This window comes from Streptomyces sp. NPDC007164 (genome assembly GCF_040634135.1).
GTDB lineage: Bacteria > Actinomycetota > Actinomycetes > Streptomycetales > Streptomycetaceae > Streptomyces > Streptomyces sanglieri.
In genome coordinates, this window is the sequence record NZ_JBEYFB010000056.1 from 1 (window position 1) to 15556 (window position 15556).

The following is a 15556-nucleotide window of genomic DNA, read 5'->3' on the forward strand; positions in this document are numbered from 1 at the left end:
GAGCGGTCCACACCGTAGAGCAGTCCGAGGACAGCGTGCGGCAGATCGTGCCGCAGATGAATGAGGGTCGCCGTCAACCGGTCGATGAACACCAGTTGATGCCGGGCGCCCGCACCAGCTGCCCGCCGCCGGGACCCGCCACGTGCCGCGTGACGGCGGCCTTCGACACCGGCCAGCCACGGTTCGGCCAACTCCTGGACCAGGCAGGCGAGATGACGCCGAGAGATCCCCGTGAACACTCGACGCGAGAGAACCGACCGCTTGACCATGATCGCCACACCCGGATCATGCCACCAGTCAGCAACGACGCCTCACCCGCTATCACGCACCAACTCGTAAGTGGACGTTAAGTTCGTTTCTGGTAGCGGCCTCGTCCGGGCTGGGTGAGGAAGCCTTGGCGAGTGAGGCGTCCGAGGCGGCTGCGGGTGATGTTGACGGACGCTTCGTCGGTGGGCATGCCGAGGAGTTCGTGCAGCTCACGGGCTCGAAATACCTGGTCGGGGTGCTGGTTGAAGGCATTCACGATGGCCTGGTAGGCGGTGTTCGTCTCGGGTGGATCGGGGTCGCCTCCAGCGGGTCCGAGTTCGGCGATGACTTTGGCGGTGGTGGCCAGGTCCGCGAGTCGCGCTTCGGCCTCGGCCAGGGCGGCGGTCAAGTTCCGTATCTGGTCGCGTAGTTCAACAGCCCGGGTGGTGGTCTCGCCGTGCTGGGCCTGGAGGGCTGCCAGGAACTCGGTGACGTTCACGCGGCCAGCCCGAGGGTGTCGCGCCAGGCGGGACTCGGTGTGGTGAGACGGCGGGCCATGTTCGCGATCGAGGCCCAGCAGACGCGGGAGGCGGAGGTGTCGGGCCGGTGGTCGTACTCGCGGACGAGGCGGCGGTGCAGCATCAACGTGCCGTTGACCTGCTCCACGATCCACCGCTTGGGCTGCGGAATGAAGCCTTTGCCCTGGTCAGCCCGGTTGCGGCGGACGATCTCGACGTCGATGTCCAGCAGGGCGCCGTGGATGAGGACCTCGTCCTTGAAGCCCTGGTCCACCAGGACCTTCTCCAGGCGGTTGCCGCACCGCTCGGCGGCCTGGTCGAGCAGGGTGGTGCCGGCGGCGTTGTCGTGGGCGGAGGCGGCCAGCACGACGACGCCGATGATTAGCCCCAGGACGTCGACGGCCAGTCCCCGCTTGCGGCCCGACACCTTCTTGTGCGCGTCCAGTCCCGTCGTGGCCTTCGGGACACCCGCCGCGGCGCGGACGGACTGGGTGTCGATGATCACGAGGGACGGGTCCTCTAATCGCCGGGCCCTCTCCCTCACCTGGCAGCGCAGGAGTTCCTGGATCCGCTGGTCGAGCCCGCCCTGGCGCCACAGCGTGAAGTAGTAGAACACCGCCGACCAGGCCGGCAGGTCGTGGGGCAGATAGCGCCACTGGCAGCCCGTCCGGTTCTGGTAGAAGATCGCGTTCACGACTTCCCGCAGGTCGCAGGCCCCGGCATCACCAGTCGCCGACCGTGCCACCCGGTCCTGCTTCCAGGCCGTGATCATCGGCTGGATCAACACCCACTGCTCGTCCGATATGTCGCTGGGATACGGCTCTCGCTCCATGGCCCGCATCACAGCATGAACATGCCCATCAGGGGGTCAGCACGGAGATCAGTACCACGATCGAGCGATCACGAACTGAGGAAGATCGGACTTAACGTCCACTCAGCAGCCCGACGCAGACAACCGGCTCGATGCCGCACGCGCGCTTGGACACCTTGTTCTCCGCCCCTCAACTGGTCAGATCGACTGGCGCGCCTTTGAGACAGAGACCGATAGGTTCGCCGCTACCTTTCTGATGCCCCGCACGGGGCTCTTGGCCCACATGCTCCGCAACGCAACCCCCGAGAGAATCGCAGCGGCCAAAGGCCTCTGGGGTGTCCCCGCCACGGCGCTGGCCCATCGCCTGCATGGGCTGGGCCTGACACAAGAGTGGAACTTCCGCCGAGCTCTCGCCCAGGTCAAACAGACTTCGCTCAGCCGTCAAGATCACGCCACGTCGGAGACAAGCGCTCTACTGCCGAATGTGTTCAAGGCCCTCCAGGCACAAGGGCTCACCCCGCACGATGTCGCCGAGCACCTCTGCCTCCCGATGTGGGAGCTGAACAACTACATGCCCGGATTCGATCTGCCGGCCTTCGCTCCTCCCTCCGCAGGAGCAATTCGCAGCCAATCGGCAACATAGAGCCGGACAGTCGCCCTCCCCCCTGAGCGACAACGTCTTCCCGGACCTCCGAGGTCACGCCGTTCGCTGCATCTTGCGTATTCACAGGTCAACGACACACCGCATCGACAACCTAGCCTCGGTCTTGCATGACGGCTCGTCAGCTTGGCTGACGGGCCGTTTCTGCTTGTGCGGGTCGGGTCTTCTGCCGATAGATGTGGCGAGGGCCCGGCTGTCGCGTCGGGTGGGCGCCGGATTCCACGGCTCCGGAAGTGGTCGACTGCTCGTCGGGATGGGGCGATGTCGCTGGTCAGCCGGGGTTCGGCAGGGTGTGTAGGCGCGTGAACGCGCTGGTGATCACGTCGGTCCAGGGCCAGTGGCGGGCCAGGCGGAGGTAGCTGCGGCGGCCGGTGGTGACGACTTGGGCGGCGGCGGAGAACAGCCGCAGCCGCAGGCGCTTGGGTTCCCACCGGCGAGCGGACCCGGTCAGCGCGAGCTGGACGATCTCCAGCCAGACCTGGTTCTGGGCGGCGTCGTGGAGCGGCAGGTTGCGCAGGCCGGTGTCGCGGGCGGCGCGGACGCGGTCCTCGGCGCGGGCCCGCTGGCGGTGCCGCAGCTCCAGGGCGGCGATCGGCGTGTGCTTGGTGTTGGTGGTGAAGCAGGTCAGCCGCATGCCGTCGGCGTCGGTGAAGCGCAACTGGGCGCCAGGGTGCGGTCGTTCCTTGCGGACGATCAGCCGCATCCCCGTCGGCCAGCCACTGAGGACGTCGCCAGCGAGCTCGGCAACCCAGGCGCCCTCGCGGATCTCGCCGCCGGGTTCGACGGCCGGGGTCCAGGCCGGGGCCGGGATCTTCAGCACGGCGGCGTGGATGGCATCGGTGATGGTCATCCCGACCGAGTAGGACAGCCATCGTCCGCGTGCGGTCAGCCAGTTGAGGAAGTCGTGGGTGCCGCCGGCGGAGTCGGTGCGGATCAGGGTGCGGCGTCCGCGCCGGTACTTCTTCGGCAGCTGGGCCAGGGCCACGCGGGCGGCCTCGATGTGGTCGGCGGCGGTATTGCTGCCCGCGTTGCCCGGCCGCAGCAGGCCGGCGACCGGTTCTCCGGAGCCGCCGGGGCCGTGGTCGACGAACGCGAACAGCGGGTGGTGGCCGAACGTCTTCTTCCAGGTCTTGGCGGCGTGCTCCTTCTCGGAGTGCGCGAGGACCAGCACTCCGTCGATGTCCACGATCACCTCGCCGCCCGCGTCCGGGGCCGCCTCGCCGGCCAACTTCCAGACCCGACAGCGGACGTCGGCTCGTGCCCGGCGGATCGCCGCCAGTGCACGGGGTCCGGCCGAGGCGAGGGTGTCGACCAGACGGGAGACCGTCGGGTCGGAGGCCACCGGTCCGAACACGGCGGGCTCGGCCCGCAGCATCGCGACATCGGACAGGCAGTCCCCGCCCAGGGCCACCGCAAGCGCGACGTCCAGCAGGATCTTGCCCGGGTCATGGACCGCGCGCGCCTTGCGCCACGGCCCCAGAGCCGTCGACATCGCCACCTCGAGCCCACTCTTGCGGGCGGTCTCGACCAGCAGCACGGCGCCGGACTGCGAAACCACCCCGCGACCACCGCCCTCGACGCGGACACGCGGGTACGACCCGCTACGCTTACTCACCTGGAAAGTGCCTCCGACCGGGGCGGGAACAGGGACCTAGACAATCCTCATTCTCGCTGGTCAGAGGCCCTTTCTGCTTTTCTGACCACCTGTCGGACAGCTGGCCTTATGAAAGCCCGAGGCTAGAACCGGACGGGACAATGGGACTCGTAGATGCTTGGGCCTGGACAGCGTCAGCGCCACCTCGGGTGCTGCCGGAAAATTGATCGTCAGGGCGGACCAGGCCGCCTACCGTTCCGCCATGCAGATCGTTGTGACGCTGGACTGTGTCGACACGGAAGCGCAAGCGGCCTTCTGGCTCGCCGCGCTCGCCCCACTGGACTACCGGCGCGGCTTCCACGGACCGCCCTACCTGAGCCTGGTCGCGCCCGCTCCTGCACCAACCCTTCTCCTACAGCACGTGCCAGAACTCAAACAGGGCAAGAACCGCATGCACCTTGACCTCGACTTTGGCACAGCGGACTTAGCGTCCGAGGTCAGTCGCCTCGAACGACTCGGCGCTGCGCAGCTCTCCGAAGAACTCAGTGAACACGGCTTTCGCTGGATCGTCGTTGCCGACCCGGAGGGCAACGAGTTCTGCGTATTCAATCCTCCGAACAGCACCAACGTTCCGGAATAGTTGCGAGGTCGGGCTGAGCTCCCACCACGCCCGTTGATCCGTCGGTGACTCGCCCTTGCCGGGCCGTCTGGACCTCCATCGAAGGTGCCCGCCCTCCCAGACACTCACGAACGGAAACCGCCGACAACGAAGGCTGGGACGTCTGCACACGCGTCAACCTGGACGACAACGTCTCCTGGGATTTCGTGAGCTGCCGTGTTCACCGTGATTTGTCTATCCCCTGGTCACCGACGTGCCTGGCGAGAAGGTCGAATGGGACGGGACACCGTTGATCGATTGCCAGGGATGGTTGATCAAAGCTGCTTTGTGTCAGCGAAGAGCGACCACTTGATCGCGTGTGTCAGCGAAGGCTGACCGTTGTGAAGTGTTGCCCTGCTGATGGCTGGTCTGTCTCGGTGCCGGTTGACTGCCATCAGTGATGGGGCGTACTGGCCGGAGCCGCCGGAGTGCCCGGGCAGGTACGGAGCGACAGAGTCGGTGAACGTGCTCACTCGGATGGCAGGTGCGAATCCCAGGCTCTCCACCTACGGTCGTGGAGTCGGCGTCACGTCACTGATCAGGAGCTGGCTCCTGCAGGGAAGAGGGCGTCGAGCCGGGGTGTCCCGGTTCTCACCGTGGCCTCTACGGTGTCGATCTCTTCTTCGGGCTTCGCCCATGTCTCCTGAACGGCTTCCAGGGCCTCGTAGAACGCCTCCCCGCAGTCGTCCTCCTGACCCGTCAACTCGTCGAATACCTCCTGGGCCACGTAGTCGAGCTCCTCCCATTCCGGCCACTCGTCGTCACACCACTCCCGCGTGTGCCGCCCCACCAGGGCCCGCACCTCAGCAACGCCGGCAAGGACATCCGGCTCAGCAAGCACCGCTTGGTACGTTTCCTGCCCCTGGGCCACCAGCCAGAGCGCGAAGTATTCGAAGCCGTCGTCGGAGCACAAGCCGCCCTCGATCCGGGCCGCCGCCCGCCACAGTGCGTCCGTGGCGACCGCCTCGCACACGGCCTCCAGACGTGCCTGAAACTCCACTCCCTCCGCGGCCGGCCGACGCCGCAACTCCCGGCGCAGCCACTCCAGCCGTTCGTGCCGGTCACCGGGGCGACGGCTCAGCTCGTCCATGAGCGCCCAGAAGGTCTTGTCGTCCATGCCGCACAGGATCGCAGCCACCACTGACATGCCCGAGAACCCCTTGCGTCAACAGCAGTAGCGGCCGCCCTGCCACCCTGCGCACCCTCGGGAACGGCCCGCCTGGCGCGTCACGTGTACGCCGAAAGATGAGTGTCTGCACGATCAGCCGCTCGGCTGCTCGGTCTTCTTCGGCTGCTCAGGCCAGCCGCGGGACAACCGGTAGCACTTGCGCGAGCACCAGCGCCGGGTCCAGCCATCCTTGCACTGGCCACAGGCCACCGGCTTGAAGAAGATGCATGGGTCAGCGCCGCCAGACGACCATGTGCGGCAATGGCAGCGATCGTTTTGCCGGTGTTGGCCGGGCCGGTGACGATGAGGCCCCGGCGGGCGCTGATGGCGCCGCGGTTGAGGATGACCAGGCAGCGTCCCGCAAGTGACTGTGTGCCGGACTGTTGAGGTGGCGACCACCTGCGGCCGGCATGGTGGTCGAACCGGTCCTCGTCGTACTGGTATCCGTCCTCTTTGGTCAGAGCGTCGTACTCGTCCTGCGTCACCATGGCCATCGGCTCGCTGATCGCCCCCGCGACGGACTCGCGCCAGCCGGGCAGGCCGTCAGGTAGCGGCCGAAATCGCCGTCCGGCTTGATCTGCCGGCGGCGTGCTCACGGCCGTCTCCAGGGGTCCTCAAGCAGGTCGGAGATGCCCAGCGGGACCACTTCGGCCATCGTTTCCTCGGCCTCCGCCGGCAGCTCCGGCGAGGGTTGCGTCTCCGGTCGCGGCGGAGGAATGGCTGCTGCCGGTGCAGTGGCCCTGGTCCGGGCCGCGACGCGGCGGTCCGCCTTGGACGGCTTGGCCTTCCGCGCGACCACAGGTTCTCGTGCTCCGGGTGACGGCCTCGGTGGTCGGTGCTGCGGCCGGTGCAGCCGGGGAGGAGCTGAGCGAACATCGTGGCGACGGAGCCGAGCATCTTCTCGATGTGGCCCTTTTCGACAGGCGCCCCCTTGTGCGCGGGCTGGAAGTCGATCTCCAGGAACCGGCAGGAGGCCGGAAGTTGCGCGAGACGAACACCTTGCCGTGATCGCAGACGATCATCTCCGGGACGGCCACCGGCTTGGCGGCCGCGTGCTCCAGACGCTCATCGAGGGTCGGCATCCGGGCATGCGGCAGTACCGAGCGGTACATCTTCAGCGCGTCGGCCCAGCCCGGTCTCATCGGCTCCGGGGTGACCGTGCGGGCCAGCAGCCCGCCGGCGCCGACGGACTTCGTCGTGGGCCTGAGCACCGCTGCGGCCAGTGTCCTGGTGGCGACATCGAACATGCCGTTGTGGCGGCAGCTCTGGACTGACCGTTGACCGATGCTCAGGCTCCTCCGAAATGGATTGATCACGACTGTGTCGACAGGCGAGACTTGCCGTCGTGCCTGCCAACGCTCAGGACCTTGTCCTGGAACGCTTTCGCTGGATCGATGGACACGCGGACGTCTGGGCGGTCTTCAGGGATCCTGTGACGCTCGCGGCCGTGGTTCGAGGTCTGGCGGAGCCGTTCAAGGACGAGGGGATCACTGCAGTCTGTGGTGTCGAGTCCCGAGGCTTCCTCCTCGGCGGTGCAGCTGCCGTTGCACTCGGCGTTGGCTTCATCCCGGTGCGTAAAGCGGAAGGACTCTTTCCAGGCGACAAGCTTGTGCGTGAGGCGTCCCCTGACTATCGGAAACTGCGTCACAGGCTCCGACTCCAGCGTGACTCCGTGGCGTTGGGGGACCGAGTGCTGCTTGTGGACGACTGGATCGAGACCGGTAGCCAGGCTGCGGCGGTGAAGGACATGGTGGTCGAGTGCGGCGGTGACTGGGCTGGGTGTGCCGTCATCGTGGACCAGCTCGATGCGGAAGCTCTCCGGGTGAAGGTCGGCCCCGTCCGAGGGCTGCTCTTCGCGAAGGAACTGCCGGGGGGCGGGTGAGCGTCCCCGACTGCATGGTGTGCTGTGGTCAGCGACCTCGTGACCGGTCTGAGCACAGCCCTCGCCGGTCAGATTCTCAGGTTCTCAGCGGGGGTTCCTGCGCATGCACCATGTACGGGGGCCGTTGTCGGGGAGCGGGACATCGGCAGTGACCTTGAAGCCGAGGCGTTCGTAGAACCGCACGTTCGCCTCGCTGGAGGTCTCCAGGAACGCCGGACACCCAGTACGCGCGGCCTCCTGGATGCCAGGAATCAGTACGGCGCTGCCGAGGCCCTTCCCCTGGGCCTCAGGGGCGGTAGCCACGGTCTCCAGAAACCACCCCGGCTCCTAGGGCCGGTACGGGGCCATGGCCGCGTCCGCCATCTCAGAAACGGCGGCCCGGTCGCCGCTGAGCTCGGCGAGGAGCGGCCCGAGTTCGACGAAGGCAGGTGAGGGATCTGGCCGGGAACGGCCCAGACGGCCACGGCGCGGCCTTCGTCGGCGACCCGGACGCGGCCGTACACCATGCCGATACGGGTCAGGCACAGCTTCTGGTAACGCCGGATCCGCTCCTCATGACCATCCGCCGCGATCACGTGCCGCGTGTAGGGGTAGTCGGCGAAGGCCCGGGCGAGAGTATCGACCGCAGTGGGGACGTCGGTATCGATGATGGAACGTACGGAAGGGACGTTCTGGTGCTGTGGCATGTCCACCAAACGATCTCGGCAGCAGGCTACTCCCTCGACAACGCGTTTGACCGGGAGTCCATGCCCTGCACAACTGCCGCCCCCCGAGAAGCGATGACCTTCCGCCCGGTGCCCCGTCGCCACTCCTGTCGGCAAACGATCGTTTGACGACAGGTGACCGGCGCGTCCGAACACACCGGCAGGTGCCCGCCACCTCCCCCGCCCACCTGTACGCCGAATGATCAATCTGCGGTGGCACAGACTGGCGTTGATCATCCTTCAGTAACAATCGATCAACGATCACTGTCACAGGTCAACGGTGTCCTGTGTCGCCGGACTCCAACCGCCTGCCAGCGATTCCCAATGTCGTTGGGTGCGGCTCTTCTGAAGTGAAGACCGGTCAGGCGGTCAGTCTGAATCCGGCCTGGTGGGAGTGGGTGTGGAGCTGTTCGTGTTCGCGGGCGGTGTGGAATGTCCAGTAGGTGTCGAGGTCATTGTTGGCGGTCAGGGTGCGGAGGCGGAGGACGGCTTCGGCTCCGTCGAGGCCCCAGCGGGCTCCTGTGATGTCGAGGCGGTCTGCGATGAGGTGGCGGCAGGCGCCTTCGATCGCGCCGGTGCGAGGCGTCCACGCCTTCCCTGAGCTGCGGTTTCCTCTGCTTTGCGGCGGGTGGCTCCGCGCAGGGCCTCGGGCCGCATGACGATTCCCTTGCCGTCGAACTGCAGGACCAGCAGCGTCTCGCGGCCGCAGGGAACAGGAGTACGGTCGCGGTAGAAGGCGTCGATGTCGCAGGCGGCGGCGATGACGAGTTCGGCGAGGCGACGTCTGCCGCGACAGTCGCATCCTCGCAGGTCAGGATGCCTTTTCTGCTACCAGGCCGTCAGGCCGGACAATTCCACTGAATGGTCAGGGTCAACGAACCCAATCCCTAGGTTGCCCAGCGCCTCTACTATCTTGGGACCGACCAGCCAACGAAAAGGCCAGGAGACTCTATTGTCCTCCGAACCGTCATCTCCAAGTACTGGCACGGGTCCGGCTCCTGACTCAGGCGCCGGACCAGTACCCGCGCGCCGTCGGCGATCGCGCATGCGCCGGGCGTGGGCGTGGTTCGGCGGCTTGACCGAGGCTGGCAAAGTCGCTCTTGTCGCCGCTTTGATCACGACCGTCGGTGGTGGGGTGTTCGGCCTGGTCAACGCCCTCCCTTCTGTGCTGGGTGGCAACGCTTCCGAGCACGCAACTGATGGCCAACCAGATCCCAGGCTCTATCCCGACTGCAATGTCGGCGACAATAGTCTCCTGACCTGCACAAACACGGCAGGGATCTGGGCGTACAAGGATCGTGACGTCAACAGTGGCACCACGAGGCTCCGTGACAGTAGTACGTTCAGGTGCTGGGTGAAGGACAAGAATGTTGTCTGGTACTGGATGGATACGCACGCGGGCGAGTACGGCAATGTTCCAGCGTCTAATCTGACGCGCGGGAAAGTCGTCCCCGGCGTGGGCGAGTGCTGAAGTTTCCCGCCAAGTAGCCGAGGGGATTCTCACCCCTCGGCCCTCACAGATCCGTACGTGACGATCTCTCGTCATACGGCTCTTGTCGTTCTGGTCGCCAGACGCGGGGGCATGGGCAGGGCTGCCGCAAAGTCGCATTCATGAGGAAACCTGCTGGTCAGTGGGTACTCCGAAGAGGTCGAGTGGGGCCTTGTGCGGTGCCAGTGCGAGGCGTCGTTGCGCGTCGGCGATGGAACTGCCGGTCCAGCGAAGAAAATTGGGTGCGGCTCTTCTGAAGTGAAGACCGGTCAGGCGCTCAGTCTGAATCCGGCCTGGTGGGAGTGGGTGTGGAGCTGTTCGTGTTCGCGGGCGGTGTGGAATGTCCAGTAGGTGTCGAGGTCATTGTTGGCGGTCAGGGTGCGGAGGCGGAGGACGGCTTCGGCTCCGTCGAGGCCCCAGCGGGCTCCTGTGATGTCGAGGCGGTCTGCGATGAGGTGGCGGCAGGCGCCTTCGATCGCGCCGGTGGCGATGGGCCGGCCGGATGCGAGTGCGGTGTCGTAGTGGAGCTGGTCGAGATGGCCGGTCAGGTAGCGGTAGCAGGTGGCGACGGCCGCGCGGCGTGAGGTCGGCAGCTGTTCGCGGTCCGCCTGGCCGAGCATCTCGTCGGCCGCGCGGGCCGCCTGGCCTGCGAGGATCGTGGTCAGATGGGTGGCGGCCCAGGACTCGGCATCGCGGCTGCCCGCCGGGTGGAAGGCGTGCGCGGCCTTCCATACGTATTCCGCGACATGAACGAAGTCGATCAGGATGCTGATCTCGATGTCGCGGCGTGCGGCTTCGGCGTGGATGAGGTCGAGCTGGTGGCCGGGGCCGTCAGAATCCCCACCACCCGACGTTCCGCACCCGCGAACGGCGACGCCTCCACCGCCGTCGGCGGCTCACCCCCGGGCCGGTCCAAAACGCCGGCCGGCATCCTCGCCAGGAGCTCACCGGCCGTCTCACGGTGATCACGAGCCGCGACAACCTCTCCCGCTCCACAGCCAGCCGTTCAGCCAACTCCGCCGCCTGTAACTCGAGTTCCTCCACCCGGGCCTGGGCCTCAGCCTCCTCGGCATCGATCAACTCGAACAGCGAACCCACCGGCACCGCCCCCTCTCGTCACGAGAAGACCTGCCCATTTCCATACCAACTCACGTCTCCGCAGGTCAGGGCTTCCCTTTGAAAGCCGCACCCGACGCCCCTGGGTGGGCCAACCATACGAAGGGCTCCCCCGGTCCCGCAGAACAACCTAGGGAACCTTGACGAACGCAGGTTTCTGCCATCCACTTTGATCGAGCGGGTCCGAGAGAGGCTCAGGCAAGCGCCGGATTGTCAGTCCAGGGCTCCGGCGAAGGTCGTGCGATTGGCCGAGGTGTAGGCATGCTCCCGCTCGGACCATCGGACGCGCCCGGCAATCTCATGGTCGTCGGCAACGTGCGGGGACGGCCGCGCGAGGTGGCCGCGCCACCACCGGGCATTGCGCATCTGGCGGTCGAGCGCGGCATCGATGAGGCGGGAGCGGGAAGCGGCGTCGAGCCCGTATGCGTCGGCGAGGATGCGTACCTGTGCTGCCTGGATGGCGGGTGGCGGAGCGTCGGGCTTGGAAGAGATGCACCAGGTCCACGCCATGTAGCCGAGGTCTTCCAGCGGATCGCCGGGGGCGGCGGTGTCGAAGTCGATGAAGGCGACCGGGACGTCGTCTGTGAAGACCGTGTTGTTCGGCCCCGGGTCGTGATGGCAGACCACGGGGTGCCGACCGGCCAGGCGGCTCGCGCGGGTGGCGTCGTGGAAGGCGCGGAGCAGGGAGCCGGCGGCAGCCACCTGGGGGTCCGTCCAGGGCTGGAAGCGGGCGGGCACCCGGCCGGGAAGGTAGCTGAGGATCTCGCGGCCGGCCCTGTCGTACCCGAGATGACGTGGAGCGCCGGTGAAGCCCTGCCGTCGGACATCATCGAGCAGTTCAACGACGAACGCGGACGACGCCTTGACCGGCCGCCGGACGGTATCGCCGACCCTGACGACGCCTGAAGTGATGCGTCCGCCGGACAACGGCACTTCGTTTTCCATTTCTACATCCTGCACGCGCGGGCTATTGATCGATCTTCAGTGGCAAATTGGTCAAGGCAGGTGTCACAGGACACACGGCTGCTCCTTGTCATCCGATCGATTCGTTCCCTCACGCCGGAGACAATGCGGCCGGGCCGGCCGGAGGCACTGCGGAGGTACCGGTCGGTGCTGCCGCACCGGCAACTGCGGCCCTGGATGACCGGCTGAAGCACGCGGCGGCGCGGCCGGTGATCGTTCCGGAGACAATCGTCCGCGACTGCGGCAAGGTCTTCATCTCGCACGATTTCGGCGCCTCCTGCCGCTTCTTGGGCATCGCGCCGCAGCCGACGCACGAGGCGTCGCGCCCCCGGCCGGCGCATCGGCGACAAGTGACCCACCCCAGTGCGGGCAGCGAGCCGATCTCCGAGCTCCCCTTCCAGGTCCGGCCGATCGCAGTTGAAGGGTGCCGTCCCCTTCATCGCCCGCCTCGCCCGCGTCAACTACCTGCCACCTGCCTGCCTGCGACGTTTCCTCGCAGGCAGGCCCGGATGTCGCGGTCGTCCGTCATCGGCGCGGATCGCCGCCGTCACCGGCCGCGATTCCGGACTGCTGCGGGAACACCCGATACGGTCAAGTGCAGGGCATGAGGATCGGGTTTCCTGGTCTCCCGCACGTTGGGCGTTCTGCCCCGCTACTGCTCGACTCGATGCCGCGTCCCCGAAAAGCATCGGGCACGGAACCCTGCCGAATCTGCCGACAACCGACGAAGACCCGGTTCGGTCAACGTCACCGAATCCGTTCCTCCGCCTGCCACAGAGTGGCCTGCACCGAACGTCGTTGCCGCAACGAGGGCGCCCCTGAGCAGCGGGACTTCCACGCCTGCGCCGTTTGCGAAGGCCCCCCGCCGCCCAACTCCCAATCCCTGGCGCACTTGCTCGGAGACATGCGCACTGGACCTGCCGCTGGTGCTCGCGAAAGTGTTACCGCTCGTCCCGCGGCCGGCCTGAGCGGCCGAAGAAGGCCTAGTACCAAGGGCGGGCGTCATGCGTGGGCAGCGGGCGCAGCTTCGGCCAGCGTTCGAGCAGGCGGCCGGCCAGGGCGGAGCTGAGGCGGCTGACGGCGTGCAGGTGATCGTGGTCGCGGGTCATGTCGGCGACCACGCCCAGGCGGTGGACGAGCCGCTCACGAGCGGAGACGTAGCCCCACTCGAAGTCCTCGGCGGGCACCCGGGCGAGCTGATCGACCGTCCCGCGGTGGGCCCGCTCGACGAGCGCGTCGCCCTGGATCAGCCAGCCTGCGCAGGCGTCGGCGAGGTCACCCGGCACGTCCTTCCCGGTCAGGCCGCGCCAGGTACTCCGGTAGATGTTCTCGACCTCCGTGAGCGGGGCCGCGGTGACCGACATGGCGCACCAGCAGCTGGGGAAGCCGATGCGGAAGTAGGCGAGTTCGACCAGGCCGTTGCCGAGCGAGGCCCGCTCGAAGTCGACGAAACGGACGCCTTCGGTAGTACGCATATCGTTGCCGGGGCACGGGTCGCCGTGCAGCAGCGCATGGTGCGGGGCGGGGTCCAACCGCTCCAGGAGGCCGGCGAGTTCATCGGGAACCGTGGACGGTACGGGCACGTCGAGCGCCCTGGCCAGGGTGAGGAAGGACTCCGCGTCGGTGGCCGTGGGCCCCGACCAGACCGGCAGCGCGCCCGCGTCGGCGGGCCCGGTCAGGGCGTGCAGCCGGGCGAGCGACTCGGCGTACCCCGGCATCCAGTCGTCCGTCTTGCCGAGGTCGTCCAAGTGCTCAAGGACCAACACCCGCGAGGACGGGTCCGTGGCGAGGACCGCGGGGGCCACGGCGGGCCCGGAGGCCCGCCCCGCCAGGCGCAGCCCGGCGACCTCCCGCGCGAAGCGCGTGTTCGCGTCGGCGCCCGTGTCCCCGCCGTCGGTGATCTGCTTGACGATCACCAGCCGCCGGTCGGCCAGCCGCACCCGCCACACGCGCGACCGCGGACTGCTGTCCAGGAGTCTGGTCTGCTTGGGGGTGCCCACGGTGGAGAGCAGCGCCTCATTGAACGGAACACGGTTCAGCATTCCGAAGAGCGTAGCCGTAGCTTCGCGCGCTCGCGAGCGTCCAAGCAGCCGACCGCCGAGCGCGGCCCCAATCAACCTTCACCGAGACAGACCGTCAAGCATCAACCTTCGCCGAGACGGACGTGGATCGGCGCAGATTGCTTAAGATCGCATCAGTACGGGCCAGGGATTCGAGCGGGCCGACCGCCCGGATCCGATCCTCACGGCCAACGTCCGGTGCCCGGCGCCGTACAGCCGGGCACGCTCCGACCGACCGAAGCGGGGCCGGTGGTGGCCGGGCACCGCTACCTGGACGCCGTGTATCTCGAACGCACTCTGTTTGATCCCTTCGCCGATCGGCAGTGGTGTGCTGACCTCTGGTGACGTCACCGCCCCACAGCGGGCGGGGATGCCCTGTGAGGTTCGTGGTCCGAACTCTTCGGCGCCTCCAGGTCGGCAGCGGACCGGAGGCCTCAAGCAATAGCGGCAGCGATCTCGAAGCTGAGCTGGGAACCCAGCTCCTCGAAACCCAATGCGGCGGCGACCCGCCGGGAGGCAGCAGGGCGCGCCCGCCACTGCGGTAGCAGTCCGGCGGAGAGGGCATGAACGACCGCTGCTGAGCCGGTCACCCGCGCCAGTCCCTGCCCTCGCGCTTCCGGCGCGGTCAGTACGCTGATATGGGCCGTCCGCCTCGGCCAGGCACAATAGCCCGCAGCAGCGACCACCCGACCGTGGTCACGCAGCACGAACGTGGGTGACGTGATCTCGTCCAGCGCGGCCTCGCCGGCATCCTCAGGACCAGCCGTATGCTCCAGGATCCGCAAATCCGGGTGATCCGAGGGGAGTTGCTCCATCACCATGGCGTCGGCCGGCACCGGCCGAAACCCCGCCGGAGACACATATGACAGCATTGCCGGCCCGAGCATCTGCCCCACCGGCAGGGCCTGCCGGACCACGTCTCCGTCCACGACGGCCGACACCGGCAGTTGTCCCAATGCGTCGCGAACGATCGCGGCGGCTCTCTCACTCGGCGCGGTAGCGATGGCGGATCCGCCCAGCGCCACCACCCCGACCCAGCCGACCGGGCACAGCCCGGGTCGCGGGGAGACCGCCACGTTCACACCACCCGGTGGGGCGAACGACACAGGTATGCGGGCCAGTTCCTCCCAGAGCCGACGTGCCCGGGGTACCAACGCGTCCACCCTCATGGATCCGAGCACCTCTCCCTCTTCCGGCTTCAGCAGCAGGTACTCACGCCAAGGAGCGCGTGAGCCAGACCAGTTCGCCACGGTCATCCGTTGAAACGCGATCGCGCTCGAAACCCAGCTTTTCGAGGACGCGGAAAGACGGCGCGTTCCAGGAACGCACGGTCGCCCAGAGCCGCTGCCGACCAGTCGCGATCGCGGCGTCGATCACGGCGGTGGCCGCCTCGGTGGCATAGCCCTGCCCGCGCACTCGCCGGAACAATTCGTACGCGATCTCGGGCTCTTCAACGGAAGCCCGCCCGACAGTGAGTCCGCAATAGCCGATGAAATCACCCACATCGTGACGGTTGATGACCAGCAGAGCGAGCCCCGTCCTTGCAGGCGTGGAGAGCTGGGCCTCAATCACTCGCCGGTTGGCTTCGATCGACGGCATTCCATTGCCCCGCTCAGCGGCGAGCGCACGATGGTCGTCGGCATCGGACATCGTCCACGGACGCATCGTCAGCCTGGTGGTCTCAAG

The 15556-nt window shown here is 67.4% G+C and carries 13 protein-coding genes and 6 pseudogenes; 5 read left to right on the plus strand and 14 right to left on the minus strand.

Annotated features, from left to right (window positions below):
- The 3 genes and pseudogenes from ABZ622_RS36470 to ABZ622_RS36480 form a co-directional block, all read right to left on the minus strand.
- A pseudogene (locus ABZ622_RS36470) lies at positions 1 to 269 on the minus strand (IS5/IS1182 family transposase); the annotation flags it as partial.
- Positions 270 to 346: 77 nt separating this feature from the next.
- Complete coding sequence (locus tag ABZ622_RS36475) at positions 347 to 745, minus strand: hypothetical protein (RefSeq protein ID WP_360550800.1); 399 nt, start codon at positions 743 to 745, stop codon at positions 347 to 349.
- Positions 742 to 1596 (minus strand): IS5 family transposase, encoded by an 855-nt coding sequence (locus ABZ622_RS36480; RefSeq protein WP_360550802.1) that lies wholly within the window; start codon positions 1594 to 1596, stop codon positions 742 to 744. The genes ABZ622_RS36475 and ABZ622_RS36480 overlap by 4 nt, the downstream gene beginning before the upstream one ends.
- A 115-nt stretch (positions 1597 to 1711) precedes the next feature.
- On the opposite strand from ABZ622_RS36480, the pseudogene ABZ622_RS36485 reads away from it, so the two are divergent.
- Positions 1712 to 2218: pseudogene (locus tag ABZ622_RS36485) on the plus strand (ImmA/IrrE family metallo-endopeptidase); the annotation flags it as partial.
- 289 nt (positions 2219 to 2507) lie between these two features.
- Here ABZ622_RS36485 and ABZ622_RS36490 read toward each other — a convergent pair.
- The gene (locus tag ABZ622_RS36490) at positions 2508 to 3851 is read right to left on the minus strand and encodes an IS1380 family transposase (RefSeq protein WP_360550804.1); all 1344 of its coding nucleotides are present in this window, start codon (positions 3849 to 3851) and stop codon (positions 2508 to 2510) included.
- 241 nt (positions 3852 to 4092) lie between these two features.
- On the opposite strand from ABZ622_RS36490, the gene ABZ622_RS36495 reads away from it, so the two are divergent.
- Positions 4093 to 4470 carry a VOC family protein gene (locus ABZ622_RS36495; RefSeq protein ID WP_360550806.1) on the plus strand — a complete coding sequence of 126 codons (378 nt, stop codon included), beginning with the start codon at positions 4093 to 4095 and terminating at the stop codon, positions 4468 to 4470.
- A 556-nt stretch (positions 4471 to 5026) separates the two neighbouring features.
- Here ABZ622_RS36495 and ABZ622_RS36500 read toward each other — a convergent pair.
- The 3 genes and pseudogenes from ABZ622_RS36500 to ABZ622_RS36510 all read right to left on the minus strand — a co-directional run.
- Positions 5027 to 5635, minus strand: a complete 609-nt coding sequence (locus ABZ622_RS36500; protein ID WP_360550807.1) for a DUF4240 domain-containing protein — start codon at positions 5633 to 5635, stop codon at positions 5027 to 5029.
- Positions 5636 to 5715: 80 nt separating this feature from the next.
- Positions 5716 to 6252, minus strand: a complete 537-nt coding sequence (locus tag ABZ622_RS36505) for a hypothetical protein (protein WP_360550856.1) — start codon at positions 6250 to 6252, stop codon at positions 5716 to 5718.
- Positions 6249 to 6906, minus strand: a pseudogene (locus tag ABZ622_RS36510) (integrase); the annotation flags it as partial. The gene ABZ622_RS36505 and the pseudogene ABZ622_RS36510, both read right to left, overlap by 4 nt.
- A 95-nt stretch (positions 6907 to 7001) precedes the next feature.
- Between ABZ622_RS36510 and ABZ622_RS36515 the strand changes: the two are divergent.
- The gene (locus ABZ622_RS36515) at positions 7002 to 7538 is read left to right on the plus strand and encodes a phosphoribosyltransferase (protein WP_360550809.1); all 537 of its coding nucleotides are present in this window, start codon (positions 7002 to 7004) and stop codon (positions 7536 to 7538) included.
- 84 nt (positions 7539 to 7622) lie between these two features.
- On the opposite strand, the gene ABZ622_RS36520 is transcribed toward ABZ622_RS36515, so the two are convergent.
- Both ABZ622_RS36520 and ABZ622_RS36525 read right to left on the minus strand, forming a co-directional pair.
- Positions 7623 to 7841: a GNAT family N-acetyltransferase gene (locus ABZ622_RS36520; protein WP_360550811.1), complete on the minus strand. Its 219-nt coding sequence runs from the start codon at positions 7839 to 7841 to the stop codon at positions 7623 to 7625.
- 762 nt (positions 7842 to 8603) lie between these two features.
- Positions 8604 to 8819, minus strand: a pseudogene (locus ABZ622_RS36525) (ISKra4 family transposase); the annotation flags it as partial.
- Between the two features lie 498 nt (positions 8820 to 9317).
- On the opposite strand from ABZ622_RS36525, the gene ABZ622_RS36530 reads away from it, so the two are divergent.
- Positions 9318 to 9713, plus strand: a complete 396-nt coding sequence (locus ABZ622_RS36530; protein WP_360550813.1) for a hypothetical protein — start codon at positions 9318 to 9320, stop codon at positions 9711 to 9713.
- Between the two features lie 287 nt (positions 9714 to 10000).
- On the opposite strand, the pseudogene ABZ622_RS36535 reads toward ABZ622_RS36530, so the two are convergent.
- Positions 10001 to 10578: pseudogene (locus tag ABZ622_RS36535) on the minus strand (ISKra4 family transposase); the annotation flags it as partial.
- A gap of 482 nt (positions 10579 to 11060) precedes the next feature.
- Positions 11061 to 11792, minus strand: a complete 732-nt coding sequence (locus ABZ622_RS36540) for an aminoglycoside phosphotransferase family protein (protein ID WP_360550814.1) — start codon at positions 11790 to 11792, stop codon at positions 11061 to 11063.
- A 102-nt stretch (positions 11793 to 11894) separates the two neighbouring features.
- On the opposite strand from ABZ622_RS36540, the pseudogene ABZ622_RS36545 reads away from it, so the two are divergent.
- Positions 11895 to 12133, plus strand: a pseudogene (locus ABZ622_RS36545) (integrase); the annotation flags it as partial.
- A gap of 660 nt (positions 12134 to 12793) precedes the next feature.
- Here ABZ622_RS36545 and ABZ622_RS36550 read toward each other — a convergent pair.
- The 3 genes from ABZ622_RS36550 to ABZ622_RS36560 form a co-directional block, all read right to left on the minus strand.
- Positions 12794 to 13852 carry a phosphotransferase gene (locus ABZ622_RS36550; protein ID WP_360550816.1) on the minus strand — a complete coding sequence of 353 codons (1059 nt, stop codon included), beginning with the start codon at positions 13850 to 13852 and terminating at the stop codon, positions 12794 to 12796.
- A 452-nt stretch (positions 13853 to 14304) separates the two neighbouring features.
- The gene (locus tag ABZ622_RS36555) at positions 14305 to 15039 is read right to left on the minus strand and encodes a GNAT family N-acetyltransferase (protein ID WP_360550818.1); all 735 of its coding nucleotides are present in this window, start codon (positions 15037 to 15039) and stop codon (positions 14305 to 14307) included.
- Between the two features lie 43 nt (positions 15040 to 15082).
- Positions 15083 to 15535 (minus strand): GNAT family N-acetyltransferase, encoded by a 453-nt coding sequence (locus ABZ622_RS36560; RefSeq protein ID WP_360550820.1) that lies wholly within the window; start codon positions 15533 to 15535, stop codon positions 15083 to 15085.
- Positions 15536 to 15556 lie beyond the last annotated feature (21 nt).

What these genes read in the sequence shown, in the direction of transcription:
- ABZ622_RS36480 (WP_360550802.1), bottom strand. Translation starts at nt 1,596, where the DNA reads ATGGAGCGAGAGCCGTATCCCAGCGACATATCGGACGAGCAGTGGGTG.
- ABZ622_RS36495 (WP_360550806.1), top strand. Translation starts at nt 4,093, where the DNA reads ATGCAGATCGTTGTGACGCTGGACTGTGTCGACACGGAAGCGCAAGCG.
- ABZ622_RS36500 (WP_360550807.1), bottom strand. Translation starts at nt 5,635, where the DNA reads ATGTCAGTGGTGGCTGCGATCCTGTGCGGCATGGACGACAAGACCTTC.
- ABZ622_RS36540 (WP_360550814.1), bottom strand. Translation starts at nt 11,792, where the DNA reads ATGGAAAACGAAGTGCCGTTGTCCGGCGGACGCATCACTTCAGGCGTC.
- ABZ622_RS36550 (WP_360550816.1), bottom strand. Translation starts at nt 13,852, where the DNA reads ATGCTGAACCGTGTTCCGTTCAATGAGGCGCTGCTCTCCACCGTGGGC.
- ABZ622_RS36555 (WP_360550818.1), bottom strand. Translation starts at nt 15,039, where the DNA reads ATGAGGGTGGACGCGTTGGTACCCCGGGCACGTCGGCTCTGGGAGGAA.
- ABZ622_RS36560 (WP_360550820.1), bottom strand. Translation starts at nt 15,535, where the DNA reads ATGCGTCCGTGGACGATGTCCGATGCCGACGACCATCGTGCGCTCGCC.